Annotated in this window: 18 protein-coding genes; all 18 read right to left on the reverse strand. The window is 54.2% G+C overall.

The window, feature by feature from the left end; translation table 11 throughout:
- Positions 1-17: 17 nt before the first annotated feature.
- Positions 18-410 carry a holo-ACP synthase gene (gene acpS / locus HNEAP_RS06935; RefSeq protein WP_012824252.1) on the reverse strand — a complete coding sequence of 131 codons (393 nt, stop codon included), beginning with the start codon at positions 408-410 and terminating at the stop codon, positions 18-20.
- An 8-nt stretch (positions 411-418) separates the two neighbouring features.
- On the reverse strand, positions 419-1171 hold the full coding sequence (gene pdxJ, locus HNEAP_RS06940; protein WP_012824253.1) for a pyridoxine 5'-phosphate synthase: 753 nt from the start codon (positions 1169-1171) through the stop codon (positions 419-421).
- Between the two features lie 79 nt (positions 1172-1250).
- Entirely contained in the window at positions 1251-1976 is a 726-nt protein-coding gene (gene recO, locus HNEAP_RS06945) for a DNA repair protein RecO (RefSeq protein WP_012824254.1), read from the reverse strand.
- Between the two features lie 27 nt (positions 1977-2003).
- Positions 2004-2930: a GTPase Era gene (gene era, locus HNEAP_RS06950; RefSeq protein ID WP_012824255.1), complete on the reverse strand. Its 927-nt coding sequence runs from the start codon at positions 2928-2930 to the stop codon at positions 2004-2006.
- Positions 2931-3662 (reverse strand): ribonuclease III, encoded by a 732-nt coding sequence (gene rnc, locus HNEAP_RS06955; protein WP_012824256.1) that lies wholly within the window; start codon positions 3660-3662, stop codon positions 2931-2933.
- Positions 3649-4029 (reverse strand): DUF4845 domain-containing protein, encoded by a 381-nt coding sequence (locus HNEAP_RS06960; RefSeq protein ID WP_012824257.1) that lies wholly within the window; start codon positions 4027-4029, stop codon positions 3649-3651. The genes rnc and HNEAP_RS06960 overlap by 14 nt, the downstream gene beginning before the upstream one ends.
- Before the next feature lie 40 nt (positions 4030-4069).
- Entirely contained in the window at positions 4070-4876 is an 807-nt protein-coding gene (gene lepB / locus HNEAP_RS06965; protein ID WP_041600392.1) for a signal peptidase I, read from the reverse strand.
- Positions 4877-4940: 64 nt separating this feature from the next.
- Positions 4941-6749: a translation elongation factor 4 gene (gene lepA, locus HNEAP_RS06970; RefSeq protein WP_012824259.1), complete on the reverse strand. Its 1809-nt coding sequence runs from the start codon at positions 6747-6749 to the stop codon at positions 4941-4943.
- 183 nt (positions 6750-6932) lie between these two features.
- Positions 6933-8390: a Do family serine endopeptidase gene (locus HNEAP_RS06975; protein WP_166635991.1), complete on the reverse strand. Its 1458-nt coding sequence runs from the start codon at positions 8388-8390 to the stop codon at positions 6933-6935.
- A gap of 20 nt (positions 8391-8410) precedes the next feature.
- Positions 8411-9724 carry a homoserine dehydrogenase gene (locus HNEAP_RS06980; RefSeq protein WP_041600854.1) on the reverse strand — a complete coding sequence of 438 codons (1314 nt, stop codon included), beginning with the start codon at positions 9722-9724 and terminating at the stop codon, positions 8411-8413.
- Positions 9725-9756: 32 nt separating this feature from the next.
- Entirely contained in the window at positions 9757-10983 is a 1227-nt protein-coding gene (gene alaC / locus HNEAP_RS06985; protein WP_012824262.1) for an alanine transaminase, read from the reverse strand.
- A 226-nt stretch (positions 10984-11209) separates the two neighbouring features.
- Positions 11210-12397, reverse strand: coding sequence for a threonine synthase (thrC, locus tag HNEAP_RS06990; protein ID WP_012824263.1), 1188 nt, complete (start codon positions 12395-12397; stop codon positions 11210-11212).
- Between the two features lie 130 nt (positions 12398-12527).
- A complete protein-coding gene (locus HNEAP_RS06995) occupies positions 12528-13295 on the reverse strand; it encodes an S-methyl-5'-thioinosine phosphorylase (RefSeq protein WP_012824264.1) in 768 nt (255 codons plus the stop codon).
- Between the two features lie 3 nt (positions 13296-13298).
- Positions 13299-13886 (reverse strand): hypoxanthine-guanine phosphoribosyltransferase, encoded by a 588-nt coding sequence (locus HNEAP_RS07000; RefSeq protein WP_012824265.1) that lies wholly within the window; start codon positions 13884-13886, stop codon positions 13299-13301.
- A gap of 6 nt (positions 13887-13892) precedes the next feature.
- Complete coding sequence (gene nagZ, locus HNEAP_RS07005) at positions 13893-14981, reverse strand: beta-N-acetylhexosaminidase (RefSeq protein WP_012824266.1); 1089 nt, start codon at positions 14979-14981, stop codon at positions 13893-13895.
- 346 nt (positions 14982-15327) lie between these two features.
- On the reverse strand, positions 15328-16080 hold the full coding sequence (locus HNEAP_RS07010; protein WP_012824267.1) for a dienelactone hydrolase family protein: 753 nt from the start codon (positions 16078-16080) through the stop codon (positions 15328-15330).
- 229 nt (positions 16081-16309) lie between these two features.
- Positions 16310-16519: a hypothetical protein gene (locus HNEAP_RS07015; RefSeq protein ID WP_012824268.1), complete on the reverse strand. Its 210-nt coding sequence runs from the start codon at positions 16517-16519 to the stop codon at positions 16310-16312.
- A 317-nt stretch (positions 16520-16836) separates the two neighbouring features.
- On the reverse strand, positions 16837-17133 hold the full coding sequence (locus HNEAP_RS07020) for a DUF1840 domain-containing protein (RefSeq protein WP_012824269.1): 297 nt from the start codon (positions 17131-17133) through the stop codon (positions 16837-16839).
- Positions 17134-17150: the final 17 nt, after the last annotated feature.

The raw sequence follows: 17150 nt of genomic DNA on the forward strand, positions 1-17150 counted from the left end.
AGGGTTGCAAGTGCGGCTCATTGATTGCCGCCCTCGATGACCACAAATGCCAGCGCGTGTGATCGTTCGTCGCTGATGCTCAAATGCACCCGAACTGCCCCCATCTCATCCAGACGTTGTTGCGCCAGACCACTAAAAATGAGTCGAGGCGCACCACGTGCGTCATGAATGGTTTGAATTTCATGCAGGGAAATACCGCCGCTAAAGCCGGTACCCATTGCTTTGACAGCCGCTTCCTTGGCTGCAAACCGCTTGGCTAGCCAGGCTGCAAATCGTGGGGATTCACTCGCCGGGGCGGCAACCCGCTCCGATAGGCCCAAAATACGATAAACCAGACGATCTCCATGCCGGGCATAACTCTTTGCCAGACGGTCAATCTCCACCAAATCGGTGCCAAGGCCAAGAATCATGGAAAGGATCAGCCCATCCGGGCTTCACGCATCAGTTTTTTCATGTCCGCGACCGCTTGTGGCAGACCCGTAAAGATCGAGCGGGCGATGATGGCGTGCCCGATGTTCAATTCCTCTATCTGAGGAATGGCCGCAATGGCCTGCACGTTGTGGTAATGCAGACCGTGGCCCGCATTAACTTGCAAACCAACGTCTGTCGCATCTCGTGCCGAACGGATGATGTCGTTCAAAATCTGCTTCTGACCCGCATCATCCATCGTGTCCGCATAATGCCCCGTATGCAGTTCGATGACGGGTGCCTCACAGGCCACGGCCGCATCGATCTGCCGTGGATCGGCATCAATGAATAACGACACCCGGATTCCGGCTGCTCTCAATCGGTCACAGGCAGAATAGATGCGTTCAATCTGACCGGCCACATCCAGCCCGCCTTCTGTCGTCAGCTCTTCGCGTTTTTCCGGCACCAGACAGCAATCATGAGGTTTGACCAGACACGCAAACTCGATCATCTCTTCGGTGACGGCCATCTCCAAGTTCATGCGCGTTTGCAACATATCACGCAAACGGAGCACATCGCGATCCTGGATATGTCGACGATCTTCGCGCAAGTGCAACGTGATGCTATCTGCCCCTGACTGCTCGGCGAGCAACGCGGCATGAACTGGGTCGGGGTAAGTGGTTCCGCGCGCCTGCCGCAAGGTCGCAACATGGTCGATGTTCAGACCCAACAGGGGAAGCTGTGCAGTCAATCGGTTGGTCATTGATGTGTATCCTTTTAACTGAGGTTCTGGGCGCCATTACCCACGTCATTGAGCGCCCGATTAAATAAATATAGTTTGATTATTCTGTGCTCAGGATTTGTTCGCTCTGGCCAGATTGGGGCTGCGTCCGCCACAAAGCCCTGCTGTTAAACGGGGCCGAACCAACATGAGGAGCCAACAGGCTCTGAAGCAGGTTACGAGCCTGACGACGATCCCCTGCATCGGCAAGTGTTTGATTGTCCGCAATGGCCTTCAATATATTGCCGGCGACAGGATACCCTCGCCCCCGGTGTTGCAAAATCCCCTCTTCGGGCGCCAACCAATACTGTGCCTGCTGATCAATCGGCTCTTGAGTATCAGCGGTCGACTGCCAATCGATCCCCACACCCAACTCGGCCAGCAAATCACGCTCAAAACCACGCACAACCGTACCGAAATCAACAGACGGGCCAGCCAACTCGGCCAGATGCCGTGCATAAATATCAAACAATACCGGCGCAGGCTCTTGCCGATGTAACGCGCGCATCAGCAATTCGTTCAAATAAAACCCGACGGCAAGCGACTGACCTTGCAGAAGATGCGCCCGCCCCGCCGACTCGATCTGCGTGGCAGTTTTCATGTCACCACGACCGACCAGCATCATGTGCAGGCATTGAAAGGCCATCGGTCTGAGCGGAGATTTTTTGCCCCGGTTTCGCGCGCCACGTTGGTACGTGGTGAGGCGACCGAAGTCTTCAGTGAACCACTCGACCAGCAGGCTGGTATCCCGCCAGGGTCGCGTATGCAGCACATAAGCACGGGTCATGTCTATCGGTCCAATAAGCGCAGCGAATTACTCGGGCAGCTGATAGCCAAGCGACTGAACCGCACGCTCATCATCGGCCCAATCCTCTCTCACACGAACCCATAATCGCAGCATGACTTTGGTCTGCAACATCTGCTCGAGATCATGCCGGGCGAGGCTACCGATGTCTTTGAGTTTCTTGCCGCCAGAACCAATGACAATACCTTTCTGACTGTCACGCGCCACATAAATGACCGCGTCGATTTCCGTCAGATCGGGTTCCTCGCTGAATCGCTCGATCAGCACAGTGGTTTTGTAGGGCAACTCGTCGTGCAGTAATCGCGCCATTTTTTCGCGGATAATCTCAGCAGCCATGAATCGCGTCGTGATGGTGGTCACTTCATCCGGATCGTACATGGGCTCGCCCGAAGGCAGGTGTTTGAAAATCAGATCAAGCAAGCCACCAAAGCCCCGGTCTCGATGCGCAGACAACGGATAAAGCGCCAAAAAGTCAAAGCGCGTCTGCATCTGGGCCAAAAATGGGAAAAGCGCTGTTTTGTCTTGAAGCAGGTCGATCTTGTTGATCAGCAGGATCGTCGGCAAACCAGATTGCCGGATCAGTTCCAGCACACCCGCATCTTCTTCATTGAATCGACCGGATTGAACGACGAACAGAACCAGATCCACGCCATCGAAACCGCTGCGGGCCGTGCGATTGAGCTGGCGATTGAGCGCGTCGCTACCACCCTGATGAATGCCGGGGGTATCAACGAAGACGACCTGCCCACGCGGCTCACTCAGAATTCCGGTTATCCGATGTCGGGTGGTTTGGGGCTTGGGCGCCGTGATACTGATTTTCTGCCCGACCAAACGGTTGAGCAAACTCGATTTACCGACATTAGGTCGACCGACAATCGCTACCTGGCCGAATCGTTGATTGCCCGTTTCTATGCTTGAGGCAACTACAGGCTCCATTTAATGCCCCAGCCCAGTGGGCTTTTGTTGAGTCTTGCTCAGCGCCTCAAACATCGATTCAGCTGCTGCTTGCTCCGCCTTGCGCCGCGAACTGCCACGCCCAACGGCTGTTTGCTGTGTATCACTCAAGGTGCAGGTCACCTCGAACACTTGCTTGTGTGCCTGGCCACGAATTGTTGTCACTTCGTAGGAAGGCAATTCGCGCTTGCTGCCCTGTAACCACTCCTGCAAACGCGTTTTCGGATCCTTGAGGCTGGCGGCATCGGGCAAGTCTTGCAACATGCGTTCAAACAAGCGCACCAGCAATGACTGTGCAACATCAAAACCCTGATCGAGATACACGGCGCCAATCGTGGCTTCAAGTGCATCCGCCAGAATAGAATCGCGGCGGAAGCCCCCGCTCTTCAGTTCGCCCGGCCCAAGAACAAGATAGCTTCCCAAATCCAGCTCCCGAGCAATGACGGCAAGACTCTCTTCTCGCACAAGGCTCGCCCGCCAACGTGAAAGTTCGCCTTCCGTTGCCTTTGAATGCATCGTGTAGAGTTGATTGGCAATCACCAGATTGAGTACCGCATCACCGAGAAACTCAAGGCGTTCATTATTCATGTTGCCAGCCGAGCGGTGGCGGAGCGCCATCTCAAGAAGCTCGGGGCTGGCGAAGGTGATACCGATGTGTTGCGCCAGCTTCTCCGGCGCAGTCACAAAAGGGCTGCTCGGCTTAAGGGCTGACATTCACTGAGTGCGTAAAAGATGCCACCACAGAGAGGTTGCCGACAATATCAGCGCGGCCATCATAATCATAGGTCACTTTGAGACCATTTCCGAATGGCGTAATTTTGAAATCCTTGGCATGAATACGGTCGTCAATCTCGTTGATATCGAGCTGCTTATCGATCGTGCTGCGAATTTGCTGCGCATCACCATGAAAGGTCTGAAGCTGTTTAAAGATGCTGCTGATTTTCTGGTCAGTCAGATAAAGCGGCACCACCTTCATCAACAGGATGGCCAGAAAAAAGGCAATAAATGCGTACATAATCAGGCCAATCAAGGTCATACCTGATTGGCTTTTACGACTGGCGGTACTGTGATCAAGCTTCATGCAACTATCCCTCTTCCATTAATAATCAAAATGCAAAAAATCAATGAATACCCTTGCCGATACGGCTGGCGTCAAATTTGCCGTCTTTCCAGTCCCAATGCAACCAAATCATGAAGGCTTTACCCACCAAGTTGGCTTCAGGCACAAAACCCCAGTAACGACTGTCATTACTGTTGTCACGATTATCGCCCATCATAAAATATTCGTGAGGCGGCACAACCCACTCACCGTTCTTTTCGTATCCATCCTTTTCGAACAAAACGTCATGCTTCACGCCAAGCAGGTTTTCCCGATAAACCGTGGCTCCTGCCATGCGCATGCCATCATCACCCGGATAAACGCCAACATAGGTTTCGGTAATGGGCGTGCCGTTCACCCAGAGCTTATTGCCCTCGACACGAATATGATCACCCGGAACGCCGATTACCCGTTTGATGTAGTCGATTTTCGGATCATTGGGATAACGAAATACTGCAATATCACCCCGCTTCGGTTCCCATGTGGGCAGGATTTTAGTATCCAGCACAGGTAAACGCAGGCCGTAGCTGAATTTATTGACCAGAATAAAATCACCTACCAGCAAAGTGGGCATCAGCGAACCTGATGGAATACGGAATGGTTCGACAATGAACGAACGCACAACCAAAACCACAAGGAGAATAGGGAAAAAAGATCGCGCGTAATCGACCAACAACGGTTCATGAAGTACAACCGGCGAACCATCGGCAACCACACCCGTAGCCGCACGGCGTACCCGCGCCTTTTTGAAAAGCAGACTATCAGTCAGCCAGATCAAGCCCGAAATCAGGGTGCCCAACACCAGTATCAATGTAAAATCCAAAATCACTCTCCCCGAGTCGGTATTAGTGCACCTCGAAAAACCCTATGGAAGGGGTTTTTCGAGGTTCATGTTATTTGTTGGCATCCATTTGCAAAACAGCCAGGAATGCCTCTTGTGGCACTTCTACCTGACCGATCTGCTTCATGCGTTTCTTGCCTTTCTTTTGCTTATCGAGCAGCTTGCGTTTGCGAGACACGTCCCCGCCATAACATTTCGCCAATACGTTTTTCCGCAGGGCCTTTACTGTGCTGCGCGCAATGATTTTGGCGCCAATCGCCGCTTGCACCGCCACTTCGAACATCTGTTGCGGAATGAGTTCCTTGAGTTTCTCGGATAAATCCCGACCACGGCCTTGAGCGATACTGCGATGCACGATCAACGACAAGGCATCGACGATTTCACCGTTGATCAGCATGTCCATTTTGACGAGATCGGCATCCTGAAAGCGGACAAACTTATAGTCGAACGAGGCATAGCCCCGGCTCACTGATTTGAGCCGATCAAAGAAATCGAGCACCACTTCGCCCAAGGGCAACTCGAAAACAAGCGTAACCTGTTTGCCGGCGTAACTCAGGTTTTTCTGCACGCCCCGCTTTTCGATGCAAAGCCCGATAACCGCACCAACGTATTCATCAGGGCAAAAAATACTTGCCTCGATTATTGGCTCGCGCAGTTCCTTGATATTACTCACATTAGGAAGTTGGGCGGGGTTATGAATGCGATAGGTCGAACCGTCGTTTTCTACAATTTCATAGACAACCGTCGGTGCAGTGGTAATGAGATCGAGGTCATACTCCCGTTCAAGGCGTTCCTGAACGATCTCCATATGCAACAAACCGAGGAATCCGCAGCGAAAGCCAAATCCAAGTGCTTGCGACACTTCCGGTTCGAAATGCAGGGCGGCGTCATTGAGTCGCAATTTTCGCAGGGCTTCGCGCAGATTTTCGTAGTCTTCACCCTCGACAGGATACAAACCGGAAAATACCCTTGGCTGCATTTCCTTGAAACCGGGCAAGGCTGCCGTGGCGCCATTTTCAGCATCGGTCAAGGTATCGCCGACCTTCGCCGAATCGATATTCTTGATCCCGGCGATCACAAACCCCACATCACCGGCATAAAGACCTTCGCGCGGGAGTGTCTTGGGCGTGAATACCCCTACTTTTTCGACCTGGAAAATATCCCCCGTGCCCATGGCCTTGATTTTGCGCTTCGGCACGATTGCCCCGTCGATGACACGCACGAGCGCAACCACACCGACATAGTTATCAAACCAGGAATCGATAATCAGGGCCTTAAGCGGGCCTTCTTCAATACCAACGGGTGCCGGGATCTCCTCGATCAGGCGCTCAAGAACATCTTCGATTCCCACCCCGGTTTTGGCGGAAGTGAGGACGGCATGCTCTGCATCGATACCGATGACGTCCTCGATTTCCTGCTTGACGCGCTCGGGCTCGGCGGACGGCAGATCAATCTTATTCAACACGGGCACGACGGTGAGACCAAGATCGATGGCCGTATAGCAGTTGGCAACCGATTGTGCCTCCACACCCTGTGAGGCATCCACCACCAGCAACGCACCCTCACAAGCCGCCAGTGAGCGCGAAACTTCATACGAGAAATCCACGTGGCCGGGTGTATCAATAAAATTCAGACGGTAGACCTTGCCACTGCGAGACGTGTAGTCGAGCGATACACTTTGCGCCTTGATGGTGATGCCGCGCTCCCGCTCGATATCCATGGAGTCGAGCACTTGCACATCCATTTCACGCGCAGTCAAGCCACCGCACAACTGAATAATGCGGTCAGACAAGGTGGATTTACCGTGGTCGATGTGGGCGATAATCGAAAAATTACGAATCAGCGAGAGCCGTTCGGACATGGTTCTACTCAATAGTTTTTAAAGGGCGCACCGCGACGCAGCGCTCATGGAATACAGATACCGGTGAACATGCCGCAAATACGACAGGTACATCGCAAAGCGCCGAAGTATAACCGATTCGGCCAATTTTACTCCGCGCCCGCAACCAGACTACTTCAGGCCACCATCTCTCATTAACGCCAATCAGTCGGCTTGAAGCGAGAGGGCAATGTAATGCTGTTGATCACCACGGCGCATAAGAACGGCATTGGGCCTGTCTTTACGCGCTGACTCGAAAGCATTTTGTGCGGCATCCAAGGAATTCAACGCGCGCTGATTGAGCGTGAGCAGAATGTCCTGAGCCGCCAGGCCCGATCTCGCGGCCGGGCTGTTTGGCTCGACGGCCTTGACTCGAATCGTGCCGCCATCGTCCGTCAAAAGCAGGCCGAAATCCTCAACGATCAGATCATGAGATTTCATCGACTGAACCTGCCTCGGCGCATGTTGAGGCAACGCAGCCAGCTTTATTGATATGTTGTGCGTCTTACCTTTCGTCAGCACCTCAAGGCGCACGTCGCTTCCCGGTGGGAGCACACCGATGGTTTGCGGCAAGTCGGCAGATTCCGTAATCGGGTGGCCATTGGCAGCAATGATGATATCGCCCGGTTGCAGCGCGGATTGCTCGGCAGGCGACCCTGAAACGAACCCGGTCACCAATGCACCCTTGGCACGGTCAAGACCCATGGCTTGTGCCATCTCGCGGTTCAGGGACTGAATCTGAACCCCCAGGAAGCCACGATCAACCGTACCGTGCTGCTTTAATTGTTCCACCACCTGCAACGCGTAATTGATCGGGATGGAGAACGACAGGCCATTGTAAGTACCTGATTCCGTGAGAATCTGCGCATTGATGCCAATGACCTCACCCTTGACGTTGAACAGTGGGCCACCTGAACTACCCGGGTTGATCGCAACATCGCTCTGCAGATACGGCACATATCGCTGATTGTCATCTCCCGGCAGCGAGCGTCCCTTGGCGCTGACGACACCAGCCGTGACGGAATGATCAAACCCGAAAGGCGAGCCGATCGCCACCGCCCATTGCCCGGGTTTGACTTGATCGGAATTACCGATTTTGACGGGCTTGAGCCCTTTGGCATCAATCTTGAGCAACGCAATGTCACCGGCCTTATCGCTGCCGAGAACCTTTGCTTTCAGTTCACGACCATCCGCCAGCCGAACGTAAATTTGCGATGCGCCATCGATCACATGCTCGTTGGTTACGATTTCACCATCCTGACTCAGGACGAAACCCGAACCGCTACTAGATTCAGGCTCGACCGGCGGCGTGGGTTCCTGAGGCGTCGATCCACCTGGCGCCGGACCATTAAAGCCAAAAAACTGTCGGAAAAACTGGTTGAGTTCGCTGTCATTCCTACCTTGATTTGAGGTATCCGGCATGGCCGCCAACGGGACGATGGCACTCACATTGACCACGGAGGCATTATTGGCCGCCACCAATGCAGAAAAGTCGGGTAGACCGGTGACTTGCGCCTCGGACTTTTGGTCACCACAAGCCGTGAGCGAGACAGCCACAACCAAGACAAGGGATGACCAGAACAATCGGCGAAAAGCCACAAGAGAAAATAACAATGCGTTCACCGTAATGGGTACCCAGGATTTCAACTAACCAGTGATTCAACCCGAAGGCGAACTATGGGCGCGCAAACTTCGTCGAGTGCCTGAAGCGACTCGATGGCATCATTCATTATGGCCTCTCGCATCGGGTGCGTCAGCAGCACGATGGGTAAATGCAAGGTTTCGTCGCTGGCCTCTTTCTGAATCATCGCTTCGATATTGATGCCGAAATCGGCCAGCGTGCGGGCGATATTGGCCAGAACACCCGGTTGATCCAGTACGGTCAAACGCAGGTAGTATCCGGTTTGAATATCATCCATTGAAAGAATGGGAAGATCGCTCACCTGATCGGGCACCACAGCCAGATGAGGCACACGGTGATTCGGATCGGCTGTTAATGTGCGTGCCACATCCACCAGATCAGCCACAACGGCAGAAGCGGTCGGATCGGCCCCAGCGCCCGCGCCATAGTACAACGTTGGGCCGACTGCATCGCCCCAAACCAGAACGGCATTCTTGACGCCATCGACGTTGGCCAGCAATCGGCGCTCGGGGATCAAGGTTGGGTGCACCCGCATCTCGACGCCATTCTCATGGCGACGAGCAAAGCCTAAGTGCTTGATTTGGTACCCCAGCTCGCGCGCGTACCGAACGTCTTCGGTTTTGAGTGCGCTGATGCCTTCGGTGTAGACACTGTCGAATTTAAGCGGCATGCCAAAGGCGATTGCCGCCAGTATCGATAACTTGTGCGCAGCATCGATGCCTTCCACATCGAACGTTGGATCGGCTTCGGCATAGCCGAGTTTTTGCGCCTCGGCAAGCACATCATTGAAGCTGCGGCCTTCATCGCGCATGGCCGTAAGGATGAAATTACCGGTGCCATTGATGATGCCAGCAAGCCATTCGATCCGATTACCCGCAAGACCTTCACGGATGGCCTTGATAATCGGAATGCCGCCCGCCACCGCCGCTTCGAATGCAACGACGGTTCCCTTGGCCTGCGCCAAAGCAAACAGTTCATTGCCCTCGTGCGCAATCAGCGCCTTGTTGGCGGTAATGACCGGTTTGCCCAGCTCAAGCGCGCGTCGAATCAGCATGCTAGCCGGGGTCATTCCGCCCATAACTTCGATAATGACGTCGACATTCGGATTTTCGACAACATCCATCGGGTTGGTTGTCAGCAAAATGCCATTCAGAGGGCAAATACGTGGCGCACCCAGATTACGTGCCGAGGCATGAACCACATCGATGCGGCGCCCGGAACGACGCGCAATATCTTCTGCATTGCGCGTCAACACATTGACCACGCCGCCACCCACCGTGCCCAAACCCAGCAAACCGACACGCAACGGCGGCAGGGCGGCATCGGCATTCGTCACTTCGCCCACACTCATTTACCTGACTCCGACTGCTTACCCTGAAGCTCCGCGCGGCGAAGCTCCTCCTTGCGGAACATGGCTTTGATCCCACGAATTGCCTGACGGGTACGGTGTTCGTTCTCAATCAGACCGAAGCGGACATGATCATCGCCGTACTCGCCAAAACCGATACCCGGTGAAACGGCCACCTTGGCTTCCGCCAACAGATGTTTGGTAAATTCAAGCGACTTCATGTGCGAGAACTGCTCGGGTATTTTCGCCCAGACGAACATCGTCGCCTTCGGTATAACCACATCCCAACCCGCAGAGATCAACCCCTCACACAGTACGTCACGGCGGCGCTGATACATGTCACTGATTTCCCGAACACAGGTCTGATCGCCTTCGAGGGCCAGAATTGCAGCCACCTGAATCGGGGTAAATGTGCCGTAATCGAAATAGGATTTAATCCGGGCCAGTGCGTTGACCAGCGTCGGATTACCCACCATGAAGCCCACACGCCAGCCCGGCATGTTGTAGCTTTTGGACAGGGTGAAAAACTCCACTGCAATATCCTTGGCGCCGGGCACTTCCATAATCGACGGCGCACGGTAGCCATCAAACACGATGTCGGCGTAGGCCAGATCGTGCACGATCCAGATACCGGCTTCTTTGCAAATAGCCACCACTTTCTCGAAGAAATCAAGCTCAACACATTGCGCCGTTGGGTTAGCCGGGAAATTCAGAATCAGCATCTTCGGCTTGGGCCAGGTTTCCTTGATGGCGCGTTCCAATTCTTCGAAGAAATCGACATCGGGCGTGAGCCGCACGTGACGAATATCCGCATCGGCGATGATGCTGCCGTAGGGGTGAATCGGGTACGCAGGATTGGGCACGAGCACCGTGTCGCCCGCCGACATGGTGGCCATGGCTAGATGCCCCAAACCCTCTTTTGAGCCGATCGTGACAATCGCTTCTTTTTCCGGATCGATATCGACGTCATACCGGGACTTGTACCAGTTTGCGATGGCTCTGCGCAGACGCGGAATGCCCTTGGACTGCGAGTAACGGTGCGTGTCGCCCCGACGGACGGCTTCGATCATTTTCTCCACGATATGCGGCGGCGTCGGTTGGTCGGGGTTGCCCATGCCGAAGTCGATGATATCTTCGCCGGCCGCTCGCGCCTTCGCCTTCAATTCTCCAATAATATTAAACACGTAGGGTGGTAGGCGATTGATACGGGCGAATTGGTCGTTCACGATAGTCCTGCTAGATCAAAAAGTAGAGTGTAGAAAAGTAAAGGCTTGTGTCACTCAAGCGAGCTGCTGCCCAATCGAGTTTCGCCCAGTCGAGTTTAGTAAAGCTGTGGCGGATAAGGCACTAAACTGCCCACCGCCCGAACAATTGCCCGAGCAAAAAACGAGGCACAAGGATCAACAATAAATAGCGCCTCGAACCGTGTCAATTTGTGACACGGTCGTGACGTTACATAAAGCCGAGAATCGCGCTGCGAACTGAATCCAGATTGGCATCAATGGTCAGCATCCGGGCTTTTTCCACATCGCCCTGCGCACCCTGACATTGAGCAATGGCCGTGTCCGGATCCTTGAGGCCGTTGCCGGTCAAAGTCAGGACTACGCTTGAACCTTCGGGGATCTTCCCTGCCTTGACATCATTGATCAGACCCGCCAGCGAAGCCGCAGAAGCCGGTTCGCAGAAAATCCCTTCATGCATGGTCAGCATGCGCTGTGCAGCCAGAATTTCGGTGTCGGTGACTTCAGCAAACCAGCCGCCGGACTCGCTCATGACCTTCCATGCACGATCCCAGCTTTGCGGATGTCCGATACGAATTGCGGTGGCAAGGGTTTCCGGATGATCGACCATTGCGCCGCGAATGAATGGAGCGGAACCCGAAGCCTGGTAACCGATCATCTTCGGCCGATTGGTACAGGCAGCGCCTTTGACAAATGCGCAGTTGCCATCGCAGAACGCGCAGGATTCCGTCAGATTGTCACCGTGCGATGCAGAGCTTTCGCAGTAACCGATCCAATGTGCCGTGATGTTGCCGGCATTACCCACAGGCAGGCAGTGGAAATCCGGCGCACGACCGAGCTCTTCAATAATTTCGAATGCGGCCGTCTTCTGGCCTTGCAGGCGGAACGGGTTGACCGAGTTCACGATGGTGACCGGCGCATGGTCTGCGACTTCCTTGACCAGACGCATCCCATCATCGAAATTGCCACGAATCTGCAATGTGGTCGCACCGTACATCATCGCCTGTGCCAGCTTACCCATGGCGATCTTGCCGTCGGGGATCAGGACGAATGCCGTGATGCCTGCACGGGCGGCATAGGCCGCGGCAGAAGCCGATGTATTGCCGGTTGAGGCGCAAATGACCGCTTTGGAACCGGCTTCAACCGCTTTGGTAACCGCCATGGTCATGCCGCGATCCTTGAAAGAACCCGTTGGATTCAAACCTTCGTATTTGACGTAGATATCAAGCGAACAACCCAGAACACGTGGGATATTGTTCAAACGAATCAGGGGCGTGTTGCCTTCACCGAGGCTGATGATCGGGGTGGTATCGGAAACCGGAAGACGATCTCGATAGCGGTCGATCAAGCCGTCATAACGTTGAGATGGGCGGTGTGCTGTGGGTTGAGCTTGCGACATGGGAAAAGAATTCTCGGTTTAGGTAAAACAATGCCAGCCGCCATACAAGCAGCACCGGTAGTAAATAAAAAACAGGGTAGGCATTTTACGCATCATTACCGGTTTTTGCATCGTACGAATGAAAGCAGGATTACTCACCCTCTCCGCACACAGCACAATCACGTGTTTGCAGCAGGTGAACAAACAATCGCCGGACATCTTGCATGGCCGTACTGATGGTCTGGCTAACGAAATGCAAATCGACCGGCCCGCCGCCATTTTTTCCGGCTGCTCGATTCCCGACTACATTCAGGCTTGCATAGAGCATGTCGCACTCACGCGCCAGCACCGCTTCGGGCATCCCCGTCATGCCGACGACATCGCACCCATCCTGTTCGTATCGGCGAATCTCAGCGGCTGTTTCGAATCGCGGGCCTTGAGTCGCGCCATAAGTCCCGCCGTCGATCAGCGGAATATCCAGCGATTTTCCTGCACGCAATAATCCTTCTCGCAAGGGCTGATGATAGGGGTAACTGAAATCGACATGGGTCACGGATTCGAGATCCGATTCAAAGAAGGTGCTTGGCCGCCCCCAGGTATAATCGATGATCTGATCCGGCACACAAAGCGTGCCCGGCTGCATTTGCTCCGTGATCCCGCCTACCGACGATACGGCCAGAACGTGTTTAACGCCCAGTTCGCGCAGCGCCCACATGTTTGCCAGATAATTGATGGCATGCGGCGGGATTCGGTGGTTATAACCATGCCGGGGCAGGAACACGACATCACAACCGGCCAGACGACCGATCGTCAATGGCCCGGAAGGTTCGCCGAATGGTGTGGAAATCACCTGATGCCGCAGCGTATCCAAGCCCTCCAGTTCGCTCAACCCCGTGCCGCCAATGATCGCCAGTTGCATGCCTCAATTCTCCTGTGGCAGGGCGTAGATACCCTGAACATTTCTGAAAAAACCGTTGTAATCGAGCCCTTCGCCCAAAATGAATCGATCCGGCACGTCGATGCCGACAAAGTCCGGCAAGAAATCGCTGACTTTATGATCGTGTACCTTGTTTGTCGCCACGGCCACCCAGACGCGCGTGGCGCCCGCATCGCAGCAACTGGCGGCGATGGATTTGAGCGTCACGCCCTCATCGAATACATCGTCGATGATCAGCACTTCCCGTTCGGCCAGGGGAATTTGTGGCAGGGCCAGCCACTGAAGCGCCCCGCCCTGCGTTTCGCCACGATAGCGCGTGGCGTGGACATAACCGATCTCCAGCGGGAAATTCAGACGCGAAAGCAAGGCACCGGCGGGGATCAGACCGCCATTCATGACCGCCAGCACGACGGGCAGTCGATCATGCAACACGTGTGTGATTTGATCCGCAAGCCTTGCATAAACCGCCTGCATGGTCTCGGCATCGACCAGGCAATCGCAGGTGGCAAACAGTTCATTCAATTCGGCCGCCCGCGTACGTGCTGCGCTGACAAGCGATAATTCTTGAGTCATTCGTCCTTACTCCTCGTTCAAAAACCAACCGTCCTCGGCGGCCGCCCGCTCATCTCCGAATGACGCATTCTGGAGTCGCTCAACCCAGGCTTTTGCCGTGGCCGTGCGGTGGTCGTGCAAAAAACGATTGGGCGATGGGACCGGACCGTGCCCCATGAGATGAGCCAAACGCACCTCGCGCAGGGGATCGGCGGTAAATTTTCGGTGGGTCAACAATTGATCAACCCATTGTGGATGATTGCAGATCAATGCCATATCGCAACCGGCGGCCAGCGCCGCATCCACGCGCGCACCAATGTCACCGGCGACGGAAGCAGCGGCCATGGTGAGGTCGTCGGTAAACACGGCGCCCTGATACTGCCAACGTTTGCGCAAGAGATCCTGCACCCAGACCTTGGAAAAACCCGCGGGCAATGCATCGATTTTAGGATAAACCACATGCGCCATCATCAGGGCGGGTATAAAACGCTCGATCATGGCAACAAAAGGTCTGAGGTCATCGCGCTCGATCGTGGACAAAGCCCGATGGTCGACCGGATGGGCAATATGCGAATCTTCAGCAATAGAGCCATGACCGGGAAAATGCTTGCCAACGGCAGCCATACCCGCTTCCTTCATGCCAGAAATCCAGGCGACAGCCAACGCAATGATCGAAGCGGGATCACGGGAAAAAGCACGGTCGCCAATCACGCCACTGACACCGCGATCCAGATCCAGCACCGGCGCAAAACTCAAATCCACGCCCGCCATGCGCAGTTGTACGGCCATCAACCAGCCCAGACTTTTGGCAGCTTCCAAGCCCGCTTGACGATCATGTTTAAACAAGGCGCCGAGCCGCCCCATCGGCGGCAGGTGGATAAAACCATCATCCCGGAACCGCTGGACACGCCCGCCTTCCTGATCGACCGCAATCAATAGGTGCGGGTGGCGCAAGGCGCGAATTTCGGCTGTCAGCGCTGTCAGTTGTTCAGTCGAGGAAAAGTTGCGGGCAAATAGAATCACACCACCCACAGCGGGGTTCATCAGGCGCGTGCGCTCCGCATCCGTCAGCGTCAAACCGGCGACGTCCACCATCAACGGGCCCAAAGCAGTCATTCCCATTCCTCAAAGCAAAAAAAAGGCACCCAAAACGGGTGCCCAACAATAACAGGAGGAGTCAGACGCTGCCACGCAGGATTCAATCAAAGTGCGTCGGGGTAGAACGCTCTATGAAGAAAAGCCCCGTGTGGCATGTATCTAACAGCGATTATCATGCCAACTTGATATGACAACTTGACGACGATAAAAAACAATTAAATATCAATGCTTTAATCAATAGTTATTCAAAAAAGCATAGAAATCAGCATAAGAACAACTGCCTTAATTTGCTGCAAAACTGCGCTTTTTGAGCACAGTCATTGTGCACGGCGGGACGTTCAATATCACACCCTGCACAGCGGCATCACGCCTTGAACGCGTCAGCCAGAAACGAGCCCATTTGATGCCAGGAATCGTTCGCTGCCTGCTCGTTGTATTGCAGAGGCAGATTGAATGTTTCGCCTTTCTGGGTCGCGGCGGGATTGGTAAAGGCATGCTTCGCGTCCGGGTAGGTGACGACTTCGATATCCGTTCCTGCTGCGCGCATTTCCTTAACCGTTGCGTCAACCTGCTCGGTAGGGACGAACGGATCATTGCCGCCCATGTAGAGCCGAACCGGCACGTTGATCGGCGAATGGGCAATCGGCGCCAGTCCGCTGAGCCCGGCATGGAATCCCGCCACGGCGCGAAGCGGCACACCTTGTCGCACCATGCTCAGAGCCACGGACCCACCAAAGCAGAACCCGATGACGGCGATGCGTTCCGGATCAACCTCGGGCTGCTGCTTCAGGGCATGAATCGCCGCCATGAATCGATCTTTCATCAACGACAGATTGCCCCCGATAGCCGAAGACAAGGCTGATGCCTCGGTCGGATTATCTGCTTGGGCATGGTTGCCGTACATATCGACAGCAAAGCCGACATAACCCAACTTGGCCAATGCCTTTGCGCGATCATCGGAAAACGCATTTCGCCCCCACCATTCATGGACGACCAAAACGGCAGGACGACGACCCTGTTTGGAGGCGTCGACAGCAAGCGCCCCTTGCATCGTCACATCATCCAATGTGTACGGAATGGTTTTAAGTTCGATTGAGGTTGAATTCGAAGCAGTCATCAGCGTGCATCTCCTGAACAAATGAATCTAAACGTGGGACCCGAAACAGCCACAAATAAAATAAATGGCAGGCTATTGGTTTAGCAGATTAATCATCCTACTGAAATTTTTTTCGGCAGGATGATTGAGCGGGAAAGGAGTAAACAGAAACTATCTAATTGATTTTAAAAACAAACGGTGCCTAAACCGTAATCTGTAGAACTGAAAACCACCAAAAAACCGTATGGGATTACGATTTGGATGCTGCGCTCGGCAAATCCGAGGCGACGTCAGAGAGGGCATCGCGCAGGGCTTGAATAATCAGTCGATCAGCCTCCGCCTGGTTCACACCCGGAACATCCCAATCGAATATGGCCCGATATTTTTCAACCAACGACCGCATGTCGTGGAGCATTTGCGCCCGATGATGTTCAAGTTCAATGTCTTCGATGGTGCTCATGATTCGTACCTCGTATTTTCAGTATTGATGGTTGAGTGGGTTCGATTATCAGGCTGCTGAAATACTCGATTCAGCAACCTGATAAGACGGGACATGGATGTCTCGCACGCAAGACGATCACATAAGGCAAGCTCGAAAAACCCGTCATTCCCGCGTAGGCGGGAATCCAGCGCCTTGATTTTTCTGGGTTCCCGCATTCGCGGGAACGACGAATCACGGGTATTTCGAGGTGCCCATAAGTGATTGACTAGCGAAGCCCGGGCATGTACTGGACCCGGTATTGCTGAAAAACTCAAGGGGGGATTTTCAGCATCTTGTCAGTCCAGCAAACCGGCTTCTGACCACATGACATTCTTGTGCTCTTTAACCGCTGCCTTGAGCAAATCAATTAACGGCGCTGCACGGGTAGACGAGCTGACACCGTCGTCTGCATCTTGCCCGACCGTATGACTGACGCCGACCGCGGCTGTCAATTTTTCGAGCGCCTGCGGCACATCGGCAGCCAGAATCGAACCGGGCACCGTCGCGCTATGACCCATCTTATCGATCATGGCCAGCGCATCTGCTCGAAGCATGGTGATATTCGGATACACCTTGGTTGAAAACGTAATCATGCTGATCCTCCTCTGGT

Source organism: Halothiobacillus neapolitanus c2 (assembly GCF_000024765.1).
Taxonomy (GTDB): Bacteria; Pseudomonadota; Gammaproteobacteria; order Halothiobacillales; family Halothiobacillaceae; genus Halothiobacillus; species Halothiobacillus neapolitanus.

Coding starts and splice junctions, on each gene's coding strand:
- HNEAP_RS06960 (WP_012824257.1), bottom strand. CDS start 4,029: ATGAAGCTTGATCACAGTACCGCCAGTCGTAAAAGCCAATCAGGTATG.
- pdxJ (WP_012824253.1), bottom strand. CDS start 1,171: ATGACCAACCGATTGACTGCACAGCTTCCCCTGTTGGGTCTGAACATC.
- era (WP_012824255.1), bottom strand. CDS start 2,930: ATGGAGCCTGTAGTTGCCTCAAGCATAGAAACGGGCAATCAACGATTC.
- acpS (WP_012824252.1), bottom strand. CDS start 410: ATGATTCTTGGCCTTGGCACCGATTTGGTGGAGATTGACCGTCTGGCA.
- rnc (WP_012824256.1), bottom strand. CDS start 3,662: ATGTCAGCCCTTAAGCCGAGCAGCCCTTTTGTGACTGCGCCGGAGAAG.
- recO (WP_012824254.1), bottom strand. CDS start 1,976: ATGACCCGTGCTTATGTGCTGCATACGCGACCCTGGCGGGATACCAGC.
- nagZ (WP_012824266.1), bottom strand. CDS start 14,981: ATGACTGCTTTGGGCCCGTTGATGGTGGACGTCGCCGGTTTGACGCTG.
- HNEAP_RS07015 (WP_012824268.1), bottom strand. CDS start 16,519: ATGAGCACCATCGAAGACATTGAACTTGAACATCATCGGGCGCAAATG.
- thrC (WP_012824263.1), bottom strand. CDS start 12,397: ATGTCGCAAGCTCAACCCACAGCACACCGCCCATCTCAACGTTATGAC.
- HNEAP_RS07000 (WP_012824265.1), bottom strand. CDS start 13,886: ATGACTCAAGAATTATCGCTTGTCAGCGCAGCACGTACGCGGGCGGCC.
- HNEAP_RS06995 (WP_012824264.1), bottom strand. CDS start 13,295: ATGCAACTGGCGATCATTGGCGGCACGGGGTTGAGCGAACTGGAGGGC.
- HNEAP_RS07020 (WP_012824269.1), bottom strand. CDS start 17,133: ATGATTACGTTTTCAACCAAGGTGTATCCGAATATCACCATGCTTCGA.
- HNEAP_RS07010 (WP_012824267.1), bottom strand. CDS start 16,080: ATGACTGCTTCGAATTCAACCTCAATCGAACTTAAAACCATTCCGTAC.
- lepA (WP_012824259.1), bottom strand. CDS start 6,749: ATGTCCGAACGGCTCTCGCTGATTCGTAATTTTTCGATTATCGCCCAC.